Below are 23,005 nucleotides of genomic sequence, written 5' to 3'. Positions count from 1 at the left end.
CAAAAGTGTCGAACTTCACATTATACTTTTGTGACAAACTTCAGTTATGCTACATGATCGAGGTTTTTAAATATTTCCGAGGAAATCGTTAGCCTATACAATCATCAAATGATACTTATAAATAACATATATCCTCTAATCCCCGCTATCTAAAAGGAAATAATTCCCACACAACATAACCACCTCAAAACAAATAAATCAATATAGATATGTCACCTATACTTATCCCCCACATTTCATTCCACACCAAAAAGAACAGATGACAATCGTAAAGATTTATCACCTGCTCTAAATATTATTTCAAATACTATCATCACCAAAATCGACAATTATAGTTCTTGTTTGTTAAAAATTTTAATAGACAACATATAAGAAACGCTCGTTATAACTATACCAATGACCGCATATGCTATGACAACTAGCCATCCTTCAGTGCTAATTTTTTCAAATTCTAATGCAGATGCACCACTAACCATACCATATATAAAGAAAAAGACCACGAAAGAAATAAGTAGTAGTATAGATGCACATATCATAATGACATTGGAGTTTTCAGCGCCAAATTTAAATGTCAATGGGAAAATGATAGAGTATGCCCCTATGATACCAAAACTCATTAAACCTGACATAATACCAATCATCACACTTTGGGTCACAATCGTAGTCACAACTAATCCAATCATTAAACTTGCACCGAATAAGATTAAATAAAAGGCAAAGTATGACTTAATATAATCACTACGTTTAACCGGTAAAGTAGATACATAATACATCCATCTTGAGTCTTTTTCATGTTTAATATTATCAGTAATAGGTGTGATTAACATAACCCCAGCCATTGCCGAACTCATCAACGGATTAAATACTGCAAAGTATCCTGCAGCTATAATAGCGACTATAAAATAAATATATGTTTGCTTTCTCGTTGCATAAAAACTACTTAGGAACATACCTTTCATTATACTTCACCTCGCATTATGATTTTTGTAGCGTCATCAATGTGTTTTAAAGGCTCTGCATTTTCAATTTCTGCATAATCTTTAACTAAAATTTGATATTTCCCCTTTGACAATCTAGAAGCAATGATTAAATGCTTAGGAATTTCAACATCTTTATCTTCTGTCGTAACAATTCCATATTGTGCTAAAAGTATATCTTTCTGTTCAGTTAAAATCATTCGTCCATCTTTCATAAACACTAATTTATCAGCTAAATGTTCTATATCTTCAGAAATATGCGATGATATTAAGATGCCTCCACCTTGTGCGACAAAATCTTCTAGTATTTCCATTACTTCTTCTCTTCCAGAAACATCCATACCTGCAGTTGCTTCATCTAAGATTAATAACTTCACATCATGAGAAAGCGCAATCGTTAAAGCTATCTTCATTCGCATCCCTCTTGAAAAAGTTTTAATTTTAGTTTGTAGTGGTAACTCGAAATATTTGATTAAATCAAAGAATTTTTGACTATTCCAAGTCATATAAATAGATTGAAATACTTTATCAATATCTTTAATAGTCAATTTATTAGGCACTCTCAAATCATCAAACACTACACCTATGTGTTCTTTATATTCGACATCATCCACGGTATGTTCTTCTCCAAAAAATGTGATACTACCGTTATCTTTATGTCGATTGCCTACTAGAATATTAATTAATGTCGATTTACCTGAGCCATTTTTCCCAATTAATCCAACTGTCTCATTAGTAGAAATCGTTAAAGATGCATCTTGCAATTTAAAATCCGAATCTTTGTATTGTTTGTTCACACTATCTACGTTTAACAATGTTGTCATATCCATGCTCCTCTTTGTTTAATTTTAATAAAAACGTCTTCTCTTCAATAAATAACTAAAGGCGTTATATATGAAAATAGCAATGATAAGTAGCAAACTAAAGCTTTGATTAATTCCAGTAGTAATTGAATAAAGCCCAATTACTACAATGGCTAGTATCAATATTGATAAGTTGATCGCATATGTTTTAAATAATGCAATTAATTCTATATGGCGTTCACCTTCATCCAATATTTCCAATCGCTTTTCAGTGTAATTCTTATCTGCAATTTTTGGTATTCTGTCATCAAACCTTCTATTAAACAGTGTAAATTGTGTATTGAAAATAGCACTAGCAAAAAATGGTATTAAAAAGAATAGTATTGCATTTGCTGCAGCGTGCCCTACCACAAAAATAAGCAATACTAAAAAAGCAATAACTGTCTGCAGAATACTTAATATACTTCCATTTAAAACATAACGATTCGCAAGCAACTCATATTGATCTGTTGCATCGATATCTACCTCTTTATCTACAAGTTGCTTATACTTCAATGCACGTCTTTGATTCATCAAAACAATGGCTTCTACCAATATGATAATAATCGTCGCAACAATCGATATTACAACGACATTGTTATATGTCGCAAACGTCAAGTTCTCAATACCAAATCCATCAAAATTACCTAAAATTCCACCTATGATACCCCCTACAAGTCCACCCAGTAAAAGATATCCGATATATCTTAGTATTTTCATGCCTCATCCTCCTCAATAATAAAAACAGTTTCCACCGTTTCATTGAAAATGCGAGCAATTTTTATTGCCGTTAATACTGATGGCATAAAATTGTTTCGCTCAATTAGCGATATGGTTTGTCTTGAAACGCCCGCTTGTTTAGCAAGTTGCGTTTGGTTTAAGCCATCTCGTGCTCGTAATTCTTTCAATCGATTACGCACATCGCATCAACTCCTTAATTACACTGTAAATGATATGCGTCTTTTTGACAACTATATTTGTCAAATCTACACCAAAAAATATGATTATCCACCTATGTATGACATTTTGAAACAAACACCTCAACGCCTACAAGTCATAATTGTTTACTTTCGTTACACCTTCCTGCATAATTAACAGCATTCTAATTTTAGTATGATGCACGCATTTTCACTAAATCAAACCATTCAAAGGAGACTATTATGGCATTTACATTATCTGCAATTCAACAAGCACATCAACAATTTACTGGTGTTGACTTTCCAAAACTATTCAAAGCTTTTAAAGATATGGGGATGACTTACAATATCGTCAACATTCAAGATGGCACTGCAACATACGTACATCAATCAGAAGATGATATCGTTACGTCATCTGTAAAAAGTAATCATCCTGTTGCTCAAAAATCAAACAAAACAATAGTTCAAGACGTCTTAACTAGACATCAACAAGGGCAAACAGATTTTGAAACATTTTGTGATGAAATGGCTGAAGCTGGCATTTATAAATGGCATATCGATATTCAAGCGGGCACTTGTACTTATATCGACTTGCAAGACCAAGCTGTTATTTCAGAATTAATCCCTCAATAAACTATATTTATAGCAACATTTTAATTATTTCATAAAATTTTATTGATAATCATTATCGTTCGGTATAAAGTAAATACTATATACTACTTATGAGTGAGGTTGATTATCATGATAACTAACACTTTTATTTTAGGCATCACAGGCCCAACAAGTCTTGTCGTCATTAGCATTATCGCTTTAATTATTTTTGGTCCGAAAAAATTACCACAATTTGGCCGTGCCATCGGTTCTACTTTAAAAGAATTTAAATCTGCAACAGAAGATTTAGATAAAGAGTCTCACGATACACCCAGTAAGGAATCGAAACAACAGCGAGAGCAATAGCACTGACCACACCTTACTGGTTCACTTTAGCGAACTACGCCATCGGTTAGTAAAAATTTTATTGTCGTTCGTCATTACGGTCATCGTCGTATATGTTTCATCATTTTGGTGGATGACACCATTCATAACGTATATTACCCGTGCACATGTGTCCTTACATGCATTTTCATTCACAGAAATGATACAAATATACGTGATGATTATATTTTTCATCGCGTTTTGTTTCATTTCACCAGTCATGTTTTATCAATTGTGGGCATTCATTGCACCTGGATTACATAATAATGAACGTCAATTTATTTATAAATATAGTTTTTTCAGCGTGTTATTATTCTGTGCTGGCGTCGCTTTTGCATTTTATGTTGGCTTTCCAATGATCATTCAATTCGCGTTAAAATTATCATTAACTTTAAACATTTCGCCTGTCATTGGCTTTAAAGCATATTTGATTGAACTCATACGTTGGTTATTCACATTTGGTCTTCTATTTCAATTACCAATATTATTTATGGGTCTTGCAAAATTCGGTCTTATAGATACCACATCATTGAAACATTATCGTAAATATATTTATTTCGCTTGCTTTGTATTAGCAAGTATCATTGCACCACCCGATTTAACATTAAATATATTACTCACATTGCCACTCATATTGCTCTTTGAGTTCAGTATGTTCATCGTTAAGTTCACATGCCGAGGCAAACCGCCAACACATTAACCTTATACGAATCAATGCTGTGATTATCGTTATACTGCAATACCGAATATTTCCAATATAGCAACAAAAAAAACAGGCACTCGGCCTGTTTTTTATTTTTTAAATTTAAAGATTAAGATAGCAACTACCATAATATAAGCACCTTGTGCTATCAATGGTTCATAACTTGGATAAAAGCCCAACCAGTTAATCGTTGGGAATCCTTCAATAACATGTCTTGGCATCGCACCTAATAATTGTAACTTTTGAATACTTACGCCAAGCATTTTGAATCCCATAATAAAAATAAAGATCGACAACACTCTAAATATATAGAAAATAGGTATTAATTTAACTATAAATCTAAATAATAATGCAAAGATGATTAAAATAACGATAGCTAAAGCAATACCAATAATAAAATCTTTGGTCGCTAGCTCACCTATCATCCCCATATAGAAAATGATAACCTCGACACCTTCACGCAACACAGATATTAAACCAATCGTCGCTAACAATACCAAATTACCATTACTAATCGCATTAGCATACATATTTTTAATCATGTCATTCCAACGTTTTGCATTTGAACGTTTGTGCATCCAAACACCAACGATAAACATTAATATGACCGCAACGATACCTAATCCCGCTTCCATACTTTCACGAAGAATGCCACTATTCCCTAAAGTTTCTACAAACGTAATTGCTAAGATAATACTCAGTACAAGTCCGGCAATTGCACCACCAATCACACTTGCAGTCCCTTTCTTATCTTTTACATTACGCGTCATGGTAGTCAATGTCATTACAATTAACAACACTTCTAGCCCTTCACGTAAAAAGATAATCATCACATCGACGAAGCTATAACTATGGCCAACAACCTCTTTAATTTGGTTATTTAAATCTACTAAACCATCTTTCACATGTGCTTTATTATGTTCGTCTAATACACTTTGATAATATGGTATTTTATCTTCAATTTTCGTATACAAAGCACCGTCTTTAGTTTGAATTTGACCTTCAACATACGGCCAAGTTTCTATAAAATGTGTAAGCGCAGCATCAGCATCCGACAATTGATTGTCGTCGATAGCTTTAATCGCCTTCTCTAACGCATCATTTAATTGTGATACATGGTATTGATCATTTGCAGACGTATTACTTTTTTTATCGACATGATCAATATTTGATTTAAAAGTTGTCCAAGCATGTGACACTTTTGCCGTATCTAATGGTGACTTATGAATTGCAATTCTAAGTTGTAATAATGCGACTTCAATTTGTCCATATTGATTTGCGTCATAATTGCGAATCACTGTTTCATTACTTGTCCAAATCTGATTCAAACTATTGTTCAAAGATTCTAATTCCGCTTTATTTTTATCTTTAATCGCTTTTGTCATCGCAGCATCTTTAGCATCGACTTGCTGTTGCAATAGTTTAATTTTAGAACCCGCATCTTTACTAGCCAATTTCTCTTCATAAGCAATTAATGACTTCGTTAATTGCGAAAGTGTATCTTTTTGATTATCATTCGCTTTTGCATCTTCAAGCTTTCTCACATCTGATTTGACAGCATTACTTTCACTATTATCTTCAAGCGATAATTTCTTAACTGCACTTACCACTTGCTCAATTGCTTTCTGCTTATTGTCATTCGATATCGAATTATTAGAAAGTGCAGATTTCGCATCCGTTATCACACTATATACATCACTAATACTTTGTTGTTCTGCTGCCTGACTTTTCAGTAACCCAAAGCTACACACCATAGCAGCAGTTATTAGCATTGCTACAAATTTAGTCAAATAATGTTTCACCAAGGTATCCTCCCTTACTAACACCTGGTAATACTAAAAATGAAGCAGAACCTCTATGTGTAATATATTCATTTAATTTATCATTACTACCTAAATTATTTTGTATATCGATAAATTGTTTTGTCGCTTTTTGAAAAGCAATAAAAAGTAAGCCTGTTTCGAAGTTACCTGTGCGGTCATCCGTACCATCCACATAATTAAAGGCTCTACGTAAAATTGACGTATTTGCTTCTTTCGCTAGCCTCGTATGGGCATCTTTATCAATAATATACTCGCCATGACTATCTTTCGCTTTTAAGTCAATTTCATCAAACTCTTTCCCACCTGTTAACGGTGCACCACTATGTCGTTTCCGACCAAATGTAGCCTCTTGTTCTTCCAGCGCAGTACGATCCCACGTTTCAATGTGTATTTGAATACGTCTGACAACGCAATAAGTTCCATGTTTCGCCCATCCGTCATCAATAAACACATAATCTTTAAGTTGATTATTCTTCCTAGGATTAATTGTTCCATCTTTAAATGCCATTAAATTTCTAGGTGTTTCCTTACCTTTAGCAGAGATAAAACCAGATTGCGCCCAACGTACCTTAACAATATCTCGAAATGGACGAACTAAATTATGAACCGCATGAAAGGATACTTGCGAATCATTTGAGCATGCTTGAATCATAATATCACCATCGCTGTAATCGTCTATTAACTGATCATTCGGAAAATGCGGTAAATCTTTAAAGGCATCGGGAATTTTACTAGATAACCCAATTTTCTTCATCAAAGACTTACTAATCCCAAAGGTAATCGTTAACTTGCTTGCACCTAATCCTATCGATTCACCGGTATCTACTGGTGGCATTAAAGGATTGTTACTCGGCTTGCCAACTGTATCACCATCCATCATACGATCAGCCATAACCGTCCACTTTTTAAACATTGCCTTAATTGCATCTCTATCTTTTGACTTCAAATCTAACGCAACGAAATTGCATGTTTTTTGCGTGGGTGTGGTAATGCCTGGTTGCACTTTACCATAAAATTCATACGCATCTTTTTCCGGATCTTCTGGTGTATTGAACATTGATTTGAAAGACCACATGCTACCAACACCACTTGCGCCAATTGCAACACCGGCACCGCCAATACCTAACATTTTCAAAAATGTACGTCTTGAAAATTGCGTACTATCGTTAACTTGTTCATAATTTGTCATTCAGTAATCACAGCCATTTTACTTAGTGGCTCTCCTAATGCATTAACAGCATCCGCAAATGCTTTACGGTCTTTCTTCGATACTTTTTCAAATGACTCATAACCGCCGTTGTTATCTTTATATTTATCCAATAATTGATTCACTTTATCGAAGTTCATTTGGATATCATCACTTAATTTTTTATCTTTTTTCTCTAAAATAGGTTTAAATAAGTCATAAATTTTTTGTGCGCCTTCAACGTTCGCTTTAAAATCATATAAATCTGTATGTGAATAAATTTCTTCTTCACCTGTGATTTTAGAAGTTGCAACTTCATTTAATAGGTCAACAGAACCTTGTAACATTAATTTTGGTGTGATATCTAATGTATCAGCTTTGGCATGCAATTCTTTTGCATCTTTCAATAATTGTTGTGCATCTTTTTTAGTCACATCATCAATTTTCTTATCTTCGTATAATGCTTTTTCAATCTTATGATATCCTGACCATTCTTTTTCCTTTTTCTCTTCTTTCATATCTGCAAGACGTGCATCAATTTTAGGATCTAAATCTCCAAATGCTTCTGCAACTGGTTCAGAGCGTTCATAATACATACGAACTTTTGGATATAACGCTTTTGCTTGGGCCATATCATTATTTTCAATCGCTTTAACAAATTTTTCTGTACCTTTTAAAAATTCATTTAACTGTTCATCAGTATATTTATCATATGCTTTTGTTGCTTGTTTTAATTCTGCTTTAACACCATCATCTTTTTTCGATGTCTTTGAATCATCCTTCTTACTATCGTCGTTCCCACATGCAGCAATTAATAACGTTGATGCTAATAATAGCGTTGTTAACTTTTTCATTTTGACACCTCATTATAGAAATTCTATTATCCCCATAGATGTGTTCTTATAAATATTATTTTCGCATTCCCTACACGCTAAAATAATACATTACACTTAAAACGGCTGTTTTAAAGCATCCTCCCATAAACATCATCTAGTTGATAATAATTATCAAAATCATTATATTGTTATAAAATAATACTGTCAACAACCTTTTATTTTCAAAAATTAAATAAAAGAGCGCTGCCATTTTAAATGTCATCACTCTTTTGTAAGTCTAATTTGTCATTTTTGGTCGTATTCTGATTTTAATAAACTATAGATGTAACTCGATGAATAAATACCATTTAGTAATTCATTGTCACGTAACATACCTTCTCTAGTAAATCCCAGCCTTTCAGGAATAGCCCGGCTTTTTTCATTATTAACTGCGGCACTAATCTCAATTCGGTTTAAGTCAAGCTCTTCGAAACAATACTTTATCAATGCCTCAACTGCTTGTGTCATAATCCCATGACCCTCAAATTCTTTATCTAAATAGTACCCTAATGAAGTTTTTCTGTGCATGTGATTAATTTCATGTAAACCGATGACACCAACTAGCGTTCCTTCATACCAAATGCCACACTGAAATCCATTACCATCAGCAAATTGCAAAAGTCCTCTTTTAATAAATGCACGCGTATCTGATGGTTGCTCAGTTGCATCTACCCAAGGTAACCATTCCCTAAGTGAATTTCTTGAACGATTGACTAAATTGAAAAGCGCTTCTGTGTCATGAGCTTCTAAAATTTTTAATGTTATTTGTTCATTCACTTTCATTCCAAACATACCATCACATCCTCATTCATTTTTCATATAATTCTGTAAATTATCATTATAATAACATATTAATGTTACGCATTGTATCTTAAATTTGTTGTCCTTCCCCAACTTGCATTGCTTGTAGAATTTCTTTTCGAAATTCTCTATGTTGGGGCCCCGCCAACTTGCATTGTCTGTAGAAATTACGGACCCAATTTCTCTATGTTGGGGCCCATCCCCAACTTGCACATTATTGCAAGCTGACTTTTCGTCAGCTTCTTTGTTGGGGCCCCGCCAATAAGCGTTGTAGTGCCTATTACTTTGATTGATGTCCAAGTTTCCTATCACACAACTTAATTTAATCACTACTTTATTATTCATTCCAAATTTATATTTAAAAATACGACAAAACAGTGCTAAAATGCTATTAAAGGAGGCACTGCTCATGGCATCATTGAAAAATAAGCATTTTATGATTGGGCTATCACTAACATTTATAGTCGCATTATTTAGCTTTTTAGCAGCTAAATTGCCAATCCTAGATAAGGTTGGCGCATTAACTATCGCGATATTAATCGCTATTCTATATCGTCACTTTAGAGGATATCCTGAACAATATAGCTCAGGTATTACGTTTTCATCTAAATATTTATTAAGATTTGCAATCATCCTATATGGACTTAAACTCAATATATTCGATATTATCGGTCAAGGTAGTAAACTATTAGCCATCGATGTAGGTGTCGTTATTTTCAGTATTGTAATGATGCTCTTTGTCAACAAACTGTTGCATGGTGACAAAAACATCGCATTATTACTAGGTGTCGGCACAGGCGTTTGTGGTGCTGCTGCTATTGCCGCAGTCGCTCCAATATTCAAATCACGTGAAAAGGATACAGCTATTAGTATCGGTATCATCGCATTGATTGGTACGATATTTTCACTTATATATACAGCTATCTACGCTATCTTTTCAATGACGACAAATGTTTATGGCGCTTGGTCTGGTGTTAGTCTTCATGAAATTGCACACGTTGTCTTAGCTGGTGGCTTTGGTGGTAGTGATGCACTTAAAATTGCACTTCTTGGTAAACTTGGTAGAGTATTCTTACTGATTCCATTAACCATCGTACTTATTTTAATTATGCGTTTCCGTTCATCAGAATCATCTAACAAGGGTCGAATAAGCATTCCATACTTTTTAATTGGATTTGTCATTATGGCCTTAGTGAATACATATGTAACTATTCCGTCAGCATTGCTAAATATTTTAAATACTGTATCAACAATTTGCTTATTAATGGCCATGGTTGCTTTAGGGTTAAATGTTGCATTTAAAGATCTTAAAAATCGCGCACTTAAACCGCTTATGACAATCATTATTACCTCAATATGCTTGTCATCACTTGCCTTTATCGTCGTTCATTGGCTATATAGTTAATATGAAAAGACGCTCAAACACTTACAAATTTAGTGTGCCGAGCGTCTTATTTTTATACTTTAAAAGTCGTATTGGTTGTTTTCTTCTTCAAACACTTGTTGTTGTACTTTGGCAGTTCGCATTGTGGATTGTGCCAACGCTTTTAACCGAAATACAACATCATCATTGACAATTTGTTGATTTGAAAAATCTTTCTCTTCAATAAATACATACGTTTGCATCGTATGTGCTTTCATGTAACTCAATATTGGTTTTAAATGCATTTCAGGAATTAAATAATGTTTACTAGAACCTGCTGTCGCTACAAGTCCTATTACCTTGTCACGAAACGCATTGACTGGAAGTAGATCAAACACATTTTTCAAAGCACCAGGGATGGAAGCTTGAAAAATTGGAAAACCAATAAAAATCACATCAGCCTGCATTAACGACGTCGTTAATTTATATACATCTCCTGTAGTATCTAGATAATTCTTTCCAACGCTAAATTCTAATTCAAGTTCTCGTAAATCCATCAACTCTATTTGATGTCCCTCATTGATGACTTCTAGTTCATTTTTTAAATCATCCATAGCAATTCTCGTTTTAGAACCTACTGTGGAACCTGACAATAATACAATATTCATGATGACGCCCCTCCTATTTTGATAAATGCTTTTTAATCGCCGGTATAATGTCGTTGCCAATTAACTCAATATTCTTCATAACATTTTCAAATGGCACACCGCCAAAATCAAGCTGTGCCATAAAACGTTGATGACCATACAACTCGTGTTGATACAATATCTTTTCAATAATTTGTTGCGGGCTTCCAACCATTAGCGCTTCTCGATAATCTGACGAATTAGCAAATTGCTGTTTCGGATAACCAACACCACGAATAAATGACATCCCTGTATTCAAATGTGGATAAAATTCTCTCATAGCATCCTGAGTTGTTTCAGCTGTATAAAACAGACTCGCTGTACTTACTGGTAAAGACTTAGGCGAAGCATCGAAACCTGCTTCAGTTGCCGCTTGACGATAAGCATCTATAGAACCTTTAAAGTTCATTGCTGGGCCACCAAGGGTTGTAATCATCATTGGCACACCTTGTTTTCCCGCTTTAATAGCACTTGCAGGTGGACCACCAACAGCACGCCATATTGGCAATATATTATCGATTGGTCTTGGGAATATTTTCATATTTCTAAGTTCTGGACGATATTTTCCAGACCAAGTAATACGCTCAGTTTTATTTAACTCTAAAAGTAAACCTAATTTTTCTTCAAACAATTCATCATAGTCTTTTAAATCATAGCCAAACAAGTCAAAAATACCTGTTCTTGATGCTCTGCCAGCTACAATTTCGGCTCTACCATGAGAAATCAAATCTAATGTCGCGAAGTCTTCAAATACTCTTACAGGATCTGTTGCACTAATAATCGTTGAAGAACTTGAAACTTTAATATGCTTTGTCGCTTGGGCAATTGCACCTAACACAACCGTATGTGCCTGTGTTGTAAAATGCTCCTGATGACTTTCACCAACTGCAAAAACATCAATACCTGCTTCATCTGCTAATTTACTTGCTTCAATAATTTCATTAATACGTTGCTCATAACTAACTTTTTCACCTTTCAATGGATTCAATAAATGATCACCTAAGGAATACAAACCAAACTCAAGAGGCGTATTTTTATTCATTTCTAATTTGGCCATTAAACATTCTCCTTTATATTTCGTGTAACTTACTTTCAATTTGTTCACGTTCTGCTTCTAAAAAGTCAGGCAAGTTCAATTGACTTCCTAATTGTTCAACAGGTGTATCAATAGTAAATCCAGGCGCTTCAGTCGCAAATTCATACATAATTGAATTATGGCGATAGTATAATGATTTAAAGAAATAGCGATCAATTATACCTGAATTACTTTGTGGTTGTTGTTGTAATTTCTTGTAAATTGCATCTAAGTCACTCATTTGTGGTGTATTAACTGCAATATGATGGATATAACCTCGTCCAGGTCTTTCACGTTGTCCCTGTTGCTCAATAACTACAAAATCCGAATATAAACCTTGTGGTGCTAATGTCAGCACATCGAATGATTTATTATCTCTTTTGCGATAACCTAAGACATTTTCCAAAAATTCTACCGTACGCGCTGCATTTCTAACTCTTAATTCGACTGGCCCTATTCCTAAAATTTGATATGCTTGAGGTATTTCACTATAAGCGTTATGTTGCCATTGATGTGGTACTTCAAAACTATCATTAACAAGCAATATGATTTCTAAGTCGTCTTCATCTTTAAAGACAACACCTTCTTGTCCAAGATAGTACAAACGTTCAGACTTAATACCATTATTCTCAAGACGTTTTTCAAAATAATGAAGTGCCGCTTGATTTGGTACTAATAATGAAAATCGATAAATCGTTTCAGTACCTGGCTGCTTATGACCCGCATTGGGAATTTCAAAAAAGCTTAAAATTGTTCCGGCTGTACCTACTTCGTCCCCATAAAACAAATGATACATTGAAGGATTGTCTTGATTAACCGACTTTTCAACTAATCGTAATCCAAGGACATTTGTGTAAAAATCCTTATTACGTTTTGCATCTTTTGTATACATGGATATGTGATGATGCCCTACTATATTCATACTATCCCTCCTATTAGTATAAATTTTATACCAGCTTACATAAAAAAGATAGTTATATGCCATTTACCCCTTGCAAATAAAAATATGTTTGTACTCATTCGTAGATACACAGCTAGTATGTATAACGACATAATAATTGCATAATTATAAATTTATGTGTAGCAATTTATTTTTTCTAAATGTTTATAAAATACTTCAATAACTAAATATGCAAGATTTCACAAAAGCATATTGACAACGCTTTCATACATGTCTAATATAAGTTTATCGCACAAAATGCATATAAATACATATTAAGGAGGATTTTATGAATTTTCTTAAACCTGCAAAGCATATTAAGCCTTTGCCAGAAAATCAGATAGATGATACCTATAAACGATTACGTCTCCAAGTATTTCTTGGTATTTTCATCGGTTACGCTGGGTACTATTTATTACGTAAAAACTTTTCGTTAGCGATGCCGGCATTGCAAGAGCAAGGTTTTACAAAAGCGGAACTAGGTTTTGCACTTTCTGCTGTTTCCATCGCATATGGATTTAGTAAGTTCTTTATGGGTACTGTAAGTGATCGGAGCAATGCTCGGATATTCTTAGTTCTTGGATTAGCACTCACTGCTATCGTCAATTTGTTAATGGGATTTGTACCGTTCTTTACATCAGGTATCGGTATTATGTTTGTCCTATTATTCTTAAATGGATGGTTTCAAGGTATGGGCTGGCCACCTTCAGGCCGTGTTCTCGTTCACTGGTTTAGTGTAAGTGAACGCGGAAGTAAGACTGCCCTTTGGAACGTTGCGCATAATGTTGGTGGAGGTATTATGGCACCTATTGCTGCTTGGGGTATTACAACAACTGCATTTATCAACTTTGGTTATTTAAAAGGTTTCGAAGGTGTATTCATTTACCCTGCACTCTTAGCACTTATCATTGCCGCAATTTCATACGTATTGATTAGAGACACACCTCAATCTCAAGGTTTACCTCCAATCGAAATTTATAAAAATGACTTTGCTACAAGCGATAAGAAAACATTAGAAACAGAATTAACTACAAAAGAAATTTTATTTAAATATGTACTGAACAATAAATGGGTATGGGCAATTGCCTTTGCAAATATATTTGTTTATTTCGTGCGTTATGGTGTACTTGATTGGGCGCCAGTCTACTTAAGTGAAGAAAAACATTTCGACTTAAAAGCATCAGGTTGGGCATACTTCTTATACGAATGGGCTGGAATTCCTGGTACATTATTATGTGGTTACATTTCTGATAAATTATTCAAAGGTCGTCGTGGACCTGCAGGTTTCTTCTTTATGTTAGGTGTCACAGTATTTGTATTAATTTATTGGTTAAATCCTCCAGGCAATGCTTGGTTAGACAATGTCTCATTAATTGCCATTGGTTTCTTAATATATGGACCAGTTATGTTAATTGGTTTACAAGCATTAGATTATGTACCTAAAAAAGCAGCTGGCACAGCAGCTGGATTAACAGGATTATTTGGTTATCTGTTTGGTGCTGTAATGGCCAACATCGTCTTAGGTGCTGTAGTTGATAAATTCGGATGGGATGTCGGTTTTATTTTATTAACAGCAATTAGTGTGTTTGCAATGTTGAGCTTTATCCTCACTTGGAATAAAGTAGGACAAGAAACCGTTCATCATTAAATGATAAAAAATAAAGTCATATGGTTATCTTATCGAAAGATGATATATTCATCTCTTATAAGTTCAACCATATGACTTTTTATTAGTATTCAAAAAAATATTTACATTGCCACTTTTGTGTTTGCCCTGCTGTTTTATTCAATTGATTACACCACTTAGGATAAACTCTAAAAGCCATTTTCCCTTGATACTTAGATGAAGCTAAGATACCTTTTTCTACCAATAATTCCCTAGGAAATAGAAAGTAGCCATTTAATTCATCATCGATAACAGCAACAATCAGGTAATCAGCAAACTCTTCAATTTTGTATGGCCGATTATAATTATCTTCGTCTTTTGTCCAACATGTCACGAAATATCCCGATTTAGTCGGTGTTTTCTTAGCTAACCTACTTTGATATGTTTCCTCTTTAAAGCTAAATGTTAATGCTTCGTAATCTTGATTATATTTTTCTTCAGTTAAATCTTTAACTTCTGATTCTTCACTAAAAATATTTTTCAACAGTATTTTAGATTTACACATATGCCAATCTCACTTTATTTTTTCATAATCGTATCATATATTTATTTTTTTCGAAAAATACACTTCCGACCGAAATATACTCAGCCAGAAGTGGACGAAATATTTAACCTTCTATTAATTCAGATGTATCAACTGTCAAACGATCACGTAATAAATAGACGATTAACATTGCTGCTAAAGCACAAAGTGACTCAGCAATTAATAATGACCAAATGACACCTGTTAGTCCAAACAAAGCATTCATAATAAATAATACTGGAATGATAATTGCACCTTGTAAAATGGCCATAATTGTAGCACCACGACCTTGCCCAGTCGCTTGAAGCATACCAGTAAACAAGAAACCTATACCATTTAATAATAATGATGCCATTGTTACTTTCAAAATAAATGTCGCCATCTCAACAATGGCTTGATCAGTAGTAAATAGTCCGACCATATGATGTCCAATTGTAAATACAGCACTCATACATACAACAAAGATAACGCCGATAGACATGATAACTGCTTTGATAACGTCTTTCATACGGCCTTTATTTGCCATAAAGTTATATGCAATTAGTGGTACAACACCTTCACATAATCCCATGATAATAAGTTCTGGAAATTGCACAAGTCTAAATGAGATACCATAACTTGCAATCGCGAAGTTTCCATAATGTGCTAAAAATAAATTTAAAACTAATCCTGTGAATCCCATTAAGATACTCATTAAAAATGCAGGAATACCGATTTTAAAGATTTCAGAAAGCATTTCTTTATTAGGTTTCGCAAGTTTAATATTAACTGACACAACGTCACTATTTTTCATAAAATAAATGATAAAGAACAGAGCAGCAGCAACATTACTGATTGCAGTACCCAAAGCTGCACCAACAACGTTTAAATCAAAACCAAAAATTAAAATTGGATCTAAAATAATATTTAAGCCTACACTAGCTAACATACCAATCATAGAAACCATTGGTGCCCCAATTGCACGTGCAAATTGTTCTAATATGAAGAACAAAATTACAAAAGGTGCACTTAAAAACATTACTTTCAAATAATTACTTGTTAAAGCTAACGTTTCACCTCTCGCCCCTAAAATTGCTGCGATTTGATCACTGAATGGTAAAGTAACTAAAATCACGATAAGTCCTAGTGCAATACCACCATAAATAGAGAAACTACTTACAAATTTACTCTTACTATAGTCTTTCGCACCTAATAAACGTGAAATATAAGTTCCTGCACCAACGCCAAATAAATTACCTAACCCCATTAAGATAGCAAATACTGGCAGTGTTAGAGAGATAGCAGAAATCATGTGGCTATCTTCTAAAAATCCTATAAAGTAAATATTTAATATGCCATAAATAACGCTTAATAAAGTCCCTATCATCATTGGCAATGAGAAATGCATCATCGCTTTAAATACTGGCGATTTCTCAAAATAATATAATTGTTCGTCTTTCATTGTTCAATACTCCTTGTCTTTTCCAATAATTAGCTTACTAACAATTAGATATCTAACTATAATATTAAAGACAAAGTGACTGATTTCTACCAGTCACACTTATCATTTATTGTAAACTAGATAACATTTTAGTTAAGTTTGCTTTCATTTGTTCATTTTCTTCTTCAGATAACTGCGATACGAGTGTTTGTTCCATTTCATCAAATATCGAAGTGAATGCTTCTACGAGTTTAATCCCAGAGGTAGTCAGCCCTATATTCTTTCTTCTCGTATCTTGTGCATCGACATAGCGATAGATCAGCTTTTTACGTTCAAGGTTCCTTAATAAATTACTGACAGTTGGACCTGTTCGTTGTAATGCTTTAGCAATATCATTTTGTGTCAGTCCATCTTGTTGATGTGCATAAAGATAACCTAACGTATGACCTTGCTCATTTGTAATATCAAATTGCTCTAACTTTTGATCAGCCTTTTGTTTCATCTCATGACTAATCATTCTAAATAAATACGAATAAGTGAATTCCATTTATTGCACCACCATTTCGTTAGATGTCTAACTAAATATACTGCGACATTTTTAAATTGTCAACATGAATATCTAATTTATTTTAAAAGTTCCTATAAAATCTTGCGCCATAAACATTTTGATATGCAATTTTTCGGATTAAAATATGAAAGAGATTGCATATCTACGTTTTTAAGAAATCGCTTACAATTACAAATAGGAGGATATTACGTTGTTAAGTTATAGACAAATCGAAATTTTGTATCTTTTAATTCATGAGCAAACGTTTATTCCAATCAATACCATTGCTAATCAACTTGGTGTATCACCTCGTACCATTCAATATGATATAGCATATATTGAGCAATATGCTGAAACTTATCATTACCAAGTCAGCCGTAATAAAGCTGCAGGCATCAAAGTAACAACAGCTCACGCGACACTATTAAATGAATTAGAGCACAATCTAACAAATCAAATTCATTTTTCAAAAGATGAACGACTCACACATATCGCTTTAAAGTTATTCGAAACAACCGATCCTGTTTCAACAAAGCAACTTGCGCAAGATGTTAATGTTTCGCGTCGGACAATTGCAGATGATATTAAAATGATTCAAGCCCAACTAGATCAATACCATTTAAAGTTAAATTATGTCCACAATAAAGGATTCAATATTATTGGTGAGGAAGATCATTATCGTAAAGCGTATGCACACTTTATACATCAATATATGAAACAAGCTGCACCTTTTATAGAGGCGGATATCTTTAATTCAGAATCAATCGCATTGGTTCGCCGTGCCATTATTAAGACATTAAATAGTGAAAATTATCATTTAGTTCAGTCGGCTATCGATGGCTTAATCTATCATATACTCATTGCCATTCAGCGTTTAAATGAAAATTTTTCGTTCGATATACCTATCAATGAAATTGATAAATGGCGACATACTAATCAGTATGCTATTGCTTCAAAAATGATAGAAAACTTAGAACGCAGTTGTAATGTCACATTTCCAGAGTCTGAAATTATCTTTATCACGTTACATTTACTAGGCTCTAAAATGACTGAACATACAGCATCTTCAATTACCTTTGAATACCATGATTTATCGCAAAATATACATGAATTGATCACTTGTGTTAGCCAAGAATTAGGCATTGATATGTCAAAAGACAACAAGTTACATACCAGTCTGATCACACATATCAAACCAGCTATACATCGTATTAAATACGATATGCTACAACCTAATCCTTTGAGGCAAGAAGTTATGCGTCGCTATCCTCAAATCATTGAAGCCGTTAGCAAGCATATTAGTCCAATTGAACAAGATGCTGCTATTCGCTTCAACGAAGATGAATTAACATACATTACAATTCACTTCGCATCAAGTATAGAGCGTGTTGCAACACATAAACAATCAATGATTAAGGTTGTCTTACTATGTGGTTCTGGTATAGGCACGTCACAACTTTTAAAATCAAAACTAAATCACCTGTATCCTGAGTTTCACATTTGGGATGCCTATTCCATTTATCAATTGGAAGAAAGTCGATTATTGCAAGATAACATTGATTATGTCATTTCAACAGTACCTTGTGAAATATCAGCTGTACCAGTTATTCATGTCGATCCATTTATCAATCAACAATCTCGTCAAAAATTGAATCAAATTATCAATGACTCAAGAGAACAACGAGTCATGAAAATGGCAACTGATGGCAAGTCACTCGCAGATTTATTGCCTGAACATCGCATCATTATAAATAAACAACCATTATCAATTGAATCCGCAATTGCAGTGGCTGTGCAACCTTTAATCAATGATGGCATTGTCTATTCAAATTATACAGCTGCAATTTTAAAACAATTTGAACAATTCGGGTCATATATGGTCATTAGTCCACATATTGCACTTATTCACGCTGGTACTGATTATGTACAGAATGGTGTAGGTTTCGCACTAACATATTTCACTGAAGGGATTATCTTTGGTAGTAAAGCTAACGATCCCGTTCACCTTGTAATTACATTAGCAACGGACCACCCCAATGCACATTTAAAGGCATTGGGACAGTTAAGCGAATGCTTAAGCAACGACTTATATCGACAAGATTTCTTAGATGGGAATATTTTTAAAATTAAACAACACATTGCTTTAACTATGACAAAGGAGGCTTAATAACGTGTCATTAGACATTTTGTCAACAACACGCATCATTGTAAAAGAACAAGTAAATGATTGGACTGAAGCTATAACTATAGCTTCTCAGCCATTACTACAAGAACAAATTATTGAACAAGGCTATGTTCAAGCAATGATTGATAGCGTTAATGAACTTGGACCTTATATCGTTATCGCACCTGAAATTGCAATTGCACATGCAAGACCGAACAATGACGTACATCAAGTTGGTTTAAGTCTATTAAAGTTGAATCAACATGTGGCATTTTGTGATGAAGATCACTACGCATCTCTCATTTTTGTATTGAGTGCCATCGACAATCATTCACACTTATCTGTATTACAAAATTTAGCAACCGTACTGGGCGATAACCAAACAGTCCAGCAACTATTAACTGCAACAAATGCACAAGACATTAAAAACATTTTAAAGGAGCATGATTAATATGAAAATTTTAGTAGTATGTGGCCACGGTTTAGGAAGTAGTTTTATGGTAGAAATGAACGCACAAGAAGCACTTAGGCAACTTAATGCACCATCTGATATCGAAGTTGAACATAGTGACATTATGACAGCAAGTCCAGAGATGGCTGACTTGTTTATTTGTGGTAGAGATTTAGCTGAAAATGCCGAACGTCTAGGGGATGTCTTAGTTCTTGATAATATTTTAGATAAAGCTGAATTACAACAAAAGCTCTCAGAAAAATTACAACAACTTAACATGATTTAAAGGAGGTACGACCTATGCAAGCAATCCTTAATTTTATAGTCGATATTTTAAGTCAACCAGCCATTCTTGTTGCACTGATTGCCTTTATAGGTTTAATCGTTCAGAAAAAACCTGCCGCAACGATCACTTCAGGAACCATTAAAACGATATTAGGCTTCTTAATTTTAAGTGCAGGTGCTGATGTCGTCGTTCGATCTCTTGAACCATTCGGCAAAATATTCCAACACGCATTTGGTGTGCAAGGTATCGTACCTAACAACGAAGCTATCGTCTCACTAGCCTTAAAAGATTTTGGAACAACAGCTGCACTCATCATGGTCTGTGGCATGATTGTTAATATTTTAATTGCCCGCTTCACTAATTTAAAATATATCTTTTTAACAGGTCATCATACATTTTACATGGCTGCGTTTTTAGCAATCATTTTAACAGTCAGTCATATTAAAGGCTGGCTAACGATTGTTATCGGCGCACTCGTATTAGGATTAATCATGGCAGTATTACCTGCATTACTCCAACCTACGATGCGAAAAATTACAGGGAATGACCAAGTAGCTTTAGGTCATTTTGGCTCAATCAGTTACTTTGCCGCAGGTGCTGTAGGTCAATTATTCAAAGGTAAGTCTAAATCAACGGAAGAGATTAAATTTCCAAAAGGCTTAAGTTTCTTACGAGAAAGTACAATTAGTATCTCGATTACGATGGCATTACTTTACTTCATCGCATGCTTATTTGCGGGCGTTAGTTATGTACACGAATCTATTAGTGATGGTCAAAACTTTATTGTCTTTTCATTAATTCAAGGTGTGACATTTGCTGCTGGTGTATTTATTATTTTAACGGGCGTTCGTTTAATCTTAGCTGAAATCGTCCCAGCATTTAAAGGAATTTCTGAAAAGCTTGTACCAAATTCTAAACCTGCATTAGACTGCCCTATTGTGTTCCCTTATGCACAAAATGCAGTATTAATTGGATTCTTTGTCAGCTTTATTACAGGTGTCATCGGTATGTTTATCTTATTCTTATTTGGTGGCGTCGTCATTTTACCTGGCGTAGTTGCACACTTCTTCTTAGGTGCAACGGCTGCTGTATTCGGTAATGCAAGAGGCGGTATTAAAGGTGCTATTGCTGGCGCCGCTCTAAATGGTATCCTAATCACGTTTTTACCATTATTATTCTTGCCATTTTTAGGCGAATTAGGTGGTGCTGCAACAACATTCTCAGATACAGACTTTTTAGCTGTCGGTATCGTGTTCGGTAACGCAGTAAAATATATGGGATTATTTGGTGCGATTCTATTTATTATTATCGTAGGTGCGACAACAATTTTATTAAAAGGCCGTCAAAAAGAACAGCAATAGTGTTAACGTAGAAATATAAAACACCGTCACATATTGAGTGAATGCCCCTTTTATCAAGAGGAAAGCCACTTACTTATGGACGGTGTTTTGTATTATATTAAATGATACTTAGCCATACTATCGACAGCTGCTAAAATTGCTTCTTCTTGTGTCGCAATCGGTTCCCAACCAAGTAATGTTTTTGCACGTTCGTTACTTACATTGCGGTTCATATCTAATAAAAGTTTACCTTCTTTAGCTTGATGATTAAATTTAGCACCTAGACTCAAAATAAAGTCTGGTAATTTTTTAGTAGAAACTTTTTGAGCTATTTCAGGTCTCTTTTCTTTAATTAATTTTGCAATTTCCAACAAATTAATTTGTCCATCAGCCGTCGCAATAAATCGCTTGCCATTAGCTTGTTCATTTGTCATTGCCAAAATGTGCAGTTCAGCTACGTCTCTCACATCAACAACATTTAACGGAATTTGCGGTACACGTTTCATTGAACCATTCAATAAATTTTCTAATAAATGAAAGCTTCCTGAAACGTGTGCATCTAATGATGGCCCAAAAATTGCAACTGGATTGATTGTGGCAAATTCTACTGTTGTATTTTCATTCTCAACAAAATCCCACGCTGCCTTTTCAGCTAACAATTTTGATTTTTCATATACTGATAAGCCTGGTTCATCTTCATTTGTCCAATGACTTTCATTTGTGATTGAATTTTTATCTTTATTACTAAAACCAACTGCACCAAAGTTTGCAGTCATTACCACACGTTTAACACCCGCATGTTCTGCAGCTCTTAAAATACGTTGTATACCTTCAATTGCAGGCTTCGCCATCACTTCTGCATCGTCTGTTTTACCGAAAAACACCGGAGATGCTACACTCAAGACATACTTGCAATCTTTCATTGCTTCATCCCAATGTTCATCTTGTGATAAATCCGCTTCGACAAACATTAATCGCTCTGTGGAAATGCCATTGTCTTGCATTGTTTTAATTACTTTATCAGCTTTACTTAAATCACGTATCGTCGTTTGTACGTCATAACCTTGTTCTAATAATCGTGAAATAATTCGCATGCCAACAAACCCTGTACCACCGGTTACTAATACTTTATTATTCATCACATAATCTCCTCTTTGTGTCTATTGATTACTCATTATAGCAGTCATTATATTTTGTATATATCAACAGACTTATATTGCTTAATATTCTATATGAATTATAAAAGTAAACATCATTATATTCCTTAAAATATTAAACTCATCTATTTTCAAATACCCAATCATTTAGAAACAAAAACCATATATATATCATACTTTGAATAGTTAAAGGCAATAATTTCCACTCATATGTTCAACCTTCACCAAACACTATTGTCACCTTTTCAAGAGCAAGCAAACACTTCCAATGATTCAGCATACATAAAA

24 protein-coding genes are annotated in these 23,005 nt (G+C 34.1%); 9 read left to right on the top strand and 15 right to left on the bottom strand.

Features of this window, described 5'->3' with window-relative positions:
• Positions 1-329: 329 nt before the first annotated feature.
• The 4 genes from JG553_RS12465 to JG553_RS12450 are packed head-to-tail and all read right to left on the bottom strand — an operon-like array spanning position 330 to position 2,739.
• Positions 330-959, bottom strand: coding sequence for an ABC-2 transporter permease (locus tag JG553_RS12465; RefSeq protein ID WP_000677715.1), 630 nt, complete (start codon positions 957-959; stop codon positions 330-332).
• Positions 959-1,801 (bottom strand): ABC transporter ATP-binding protein, encoded by an 843-nt coding sequence (locus JG553_RS12460; RefSeq protein WP_000209565.1) that lies wholly within the window; start codon positions 1,799-1,801, stop codon positions 959-961. Before JG553_RS12460 ends, JG553_RS12465 begins: the two co-directional genes overlap by 1 nt.
• A gap of 24 nt (positions 1,802-1,825) precedes the next feature.
• The gene (locus JG553_RS12455; protein WP_000698752.1) at positions 1,826-2,539 is read right to left on the bottom strand and encodes a DUF3169 family protein; all 714 of its coding nucleotides are present in this window, start codon (positions 2,537-2,539) and stop codon (positions 1,826-1,828) included.
• The gene (locus tag JG553_RS12450) at positions 2,536-2,739 is read right to left on the bottom strand and encodes a helix-turn-helix transcriptional regulator (RefSeq protein ID WP_001246013.1); all 204 of its coding nucleotides are present in this window, start codon (positions 2,737-2,739) and stop codon (positions 2,536-2,538) included. Before JG553_RS12450 ends, JG553_RS12455 begins: the two co-directional genes overlap by 4 nt.
• Before the next feature lie 240 nt (positions 2,740-2,979).
• Here JG553_RS12450 and JG553_RS12445 point away from each other — a divergent pair, with 240 nt between their 5' ends.
• The 3 genes from JG553_RS12445 (at position 2,980) to tatC (ending at position 4,411) form a co-directional block, all read left to right on the top strand.
• Positions 2,980-3,369, top strand: a complete 390-nt coding sequence (locus tag JG553_RS12445) for a DUF1398 domain-containing protein (protein ID WP_000886005.1) — start codon at positions 2,980-2,982, stop codon at positions 3,367-3,369.
• Positions 3,370-3,468: 99 nt separating this feature from the next.
• Positions 3,469-3,693: a twin-arginine translocase TatA/TatE family subunit gene (locus JG553_RS12440; protein ID WP_001794540.1), complete on the top strand. Its 225-nt coding sequence runs from the start codon at positions 3,469-3,471 to the stop codon at positions 3,691-3,693.
• A gap of 16 nt (positions 3,694-3,709) precedes the next feature.
• Complete coding sequence (gene tatC / locus JG553_RS12435) at positions 3,710-4,411, top strand: twin-arginine translocase subunit TatC (protein WP_001795631.1); 702 nt, start codon at positions 3,710-3,712, stop codon at positions 4,409-4,411.
• A gap of 92 nt (positions 4,412-4,503) precedes the next feature.
• On the opposite strand, the gene JG553_RS12430 is transcribed toward tatC, so the two are convergent.
• The 4 genes from JG553_RS12430 to JG553_RS12415 all read right to left on the bottom strand — a co-directional run bounded on the left by JG553_RS12430 (position 4,504) and on the right by JG553_RS12415 (position 9,090).
• The gene (locus JG553_RS12430; protein ID WP_000683699.1) at positions 4,504-6,216 is read right to left on the bottom strand and encodes an FTR1 family iron permease; all 1,713 of its coding nucleotides are present in this window, start codon (positions 6,214-6,216) and stop codon (positions 4,504-4,506) included.
• Positions 6,197-7,426 carry an iron uptake transporter deferrochelatase/peroxidase subunit gene (gene efeB, locus JG553_RS12425; RefSeq protein WP_000186217.1) on the bottom strand — a complete coding sequence of 410 codons (1,230 nt, stop codon included), beginning with the start codon at positions 7,424-7,426 and terminating at the stop codon, positions 6,197-6,199. Before efeB ends, JG553_RS12430 begins: the two co-directional genes overlap by 20 nt.
• Positions 7,423-8,277, bottom strand: a complete 855-nt coding sequence (gene efeO, locus JG553_RS12420; protein WP_000737196.1) for an iron uptake system protein EfeO — start codon at positions 8,275-8,277, stop codon at positions 7,423-7,425. Before efeO ends, efeB begins: the two co-directional genes overlap by 4 nt.
• 267 nt (positions 8,278-8,544) lie before the next feature.
• Positions 8,545-9,090 (bottom strand): GNAT family N-acetyltransferase, encoded by a 546-nt coding sequence (locus JG553_RS12415; protein ID WP_000467652.1) that lies wholly within the window; start codon positions 9,088-9,090, stop codon positions 8,545-8,547.
• A gap of 418 nt (positions 9,091-9,508) precedes the next feature.
• Here JG553_RS12415 and JG553_RS12410 point away from each other — a divergent pair, with 418 nt between their 5' ends.
• A complete protein-coding gene (locus JG553_RS12410) occupies positions 9,509-10,504 on the top strand; it encodes a YeiH family protein (protein WP_000157628.1) in 996 nt (331 codons plus the stop codon).
• A 59-nt stretch (positions 10,505-10,563) separates the two neighbouring features.
• Here JG553_RS12410 and JG553_RS12405 read toward each other — a convergent pair whose 3' ends face one another.
• From JG553_RS12405 to JG553_RS12395, 3 genes are read right to left on the bottom strand one after another with little or no spacing between them, the layout of a single operon-like run.
• Positions 10,564-11,130 (bottom strand): NADPH-dependent FMN reductase, encoded by a 567-nt coding sequence (locus JG553_RS12405; RefSeq protein WP_001028431.1) that lies wholly within the window; start codon positions 11,128-11,130, stop codon positions 10,564-10,566.
• Between the two features lie 13 nt (positions 11,131-11,143).
• Positions 11,144-12,205: an LLM class flavin-dependent oxidoreductase gene (locus tag JG553_RS12400; protein ID WP_001096116.1), complete on the bottom strand. Its 1,062-nt coding sequence runs from the start codon at positions 12,203-12,205 to the stop codon at positions 11,144-11,146.
• Positions 12,206-12,218: 13 nt separating this feature from the next.
• A complete protein-coding gene (locus tag JG553_RS12395) occupies positions 12,219-13,145 on the bottom strand; it encodes a VOC family protein (RefSeq protein WP_001028221.1) in 927 nt (308 codons plus the stop codon).
• Between the two features lie 307 nt (positions 13,146-13,452).
• Here JG553_RS12395 and glpT point away from each other — a divergent pair, with 307 nt between their 5' ends.
• The gene (gene glpT, locus JG553_RS12390) at positions 13,453-14,811 is read left to right on the top strand and encodes a glycerol-3-phosphate transporter (protein ID WP_001010111.1); all 1,359 of its coding nucleotides are present in this window, start codon (positions 13,453-13,455) and stop codon (positions 14,809-14,811) included.
• 82 nt (positions 14,812-14,893) lie between these two features.
• On the opposite strand, the gene JG553_RS12385 is transcribed toward glpT, so the two are convergent.
• The 3 genes from JG553_RS12385 to mepR form a co-directional block, all read right to left on the bottom strand.
• On the bottom strand, positions 14,894-15,334 hold the full coding sequence (locus JG553_RS12385; protein WP_000335332.1) for a MepB family protein: 441 nt from the start codon (positions 15,332-15,334) through the stop codon (positions 14,894-14,896).
• A gap of 103 nt (positions 15,335-15,437) precedes the next feature.
• Positions 15,438-16,793, bottom strand: coding sequence for a multidrug efflux MATE transporter MepA (mepA, locus tag JG553_RS12380; RefSeq protein WP_000651060.1), 1,356 nt, complete (start codon positions 16,791-16,793; stop codon positions 15,438-15,440).
• 106 nt (positions 16,794-16,899) lie between these two features.
• Entirely contained in the window at positions 16,900-17,319 is a 420-nt protein-coding gene (gene mepR / locus JG553_RS12375) for a multidrug efflux transporter transcriptional repressor MepR (RefSeq protein WP_000397416.1), read from the bottom strand.
• A gap of 211 nt (positions 17,320-17,530) precedes the next feature.
• Here mepR and JG553_RS12370 point away from each other — a divergent pair, with 211 nt between their 5' ends.
• The 4 genes from JG553_RS12370 to JG553_RS12355 are packed head-to-tail and all read left to right on the top strand — an operon-like array spanning position 17,531 to position 21,581.
• Entirely contained in the window at positions 17,531-19,486 is a 1,956-nt protein-coding gene (locus tag JG553_RS12370; RefSeq protein ID WP_000954261.1) for a BglG family transcription antiterminator, read from the top strand.
• Positions 19,487-19,490: 4 nt separating this feature from the next.
• Entirely contained in the window at positions 19,491-19,934 is a 444-nt protein-coding gene (locus JG553_RS12365) for a PTS sugar transporter subunit IIA (protein ID WP_000050762.1), read from the top strand.
• A gap of 1 nt (position 19,935) precedes the next feature.
• Complete coding sequence (locus JG553_RS12360; RefSeq protein WP_000699538.1) at positions 19,936-20,220, top strand: PTS sugar transporter subunit IIB; 285 nt, start codon at positions 19,936-19,938, stop codon at positions 20,218-20,220.
• Positions 20,221-20,234: 14 nt separating this feature from the next.
• Complete coding sequence (locus JG553_RS12355; RefSeq protein ID WP_001147970.1) at positions 20,235-21,581, top strand: PTS ascorbate transporter subunit IIC; 1,347 nt, start codon at positions 20,235-20,237, stop codon at positions 21,579-21,581.
• Between the two features lie 92 nt (positions 21,582-21,673).
• Here the strand turns inward: JG553_RS12355 and JG553_RS12350 are convergent, their stop codons facing one another.
• Positions 21,674-22,699, bottom strand: a complete 1,026-nt coding sequence (locus tag JG553_RS12350; protein WP_001060929.1) for an SDR family oxidoreductase — start codon at positions 22,697-22,699, stop codon at positions 21,674-21,676.
• Positions 22,700-23,005 lie beyond the last annotated feature (306 nt).

It is taken from the genome of Staphylococcus sp. T93, assembly GCF_016743875.1.
Lineage (GTDB): Bacteria > Bacillota > Bacilli > Staphylococcales > Staphylococcaceae > Staphylococcus > Staphylococcus aureus.
Note: the sequence above shows the minus strand (reverse complement) of the source record. Positions and strands in the feature narration are given on the sequence as shown.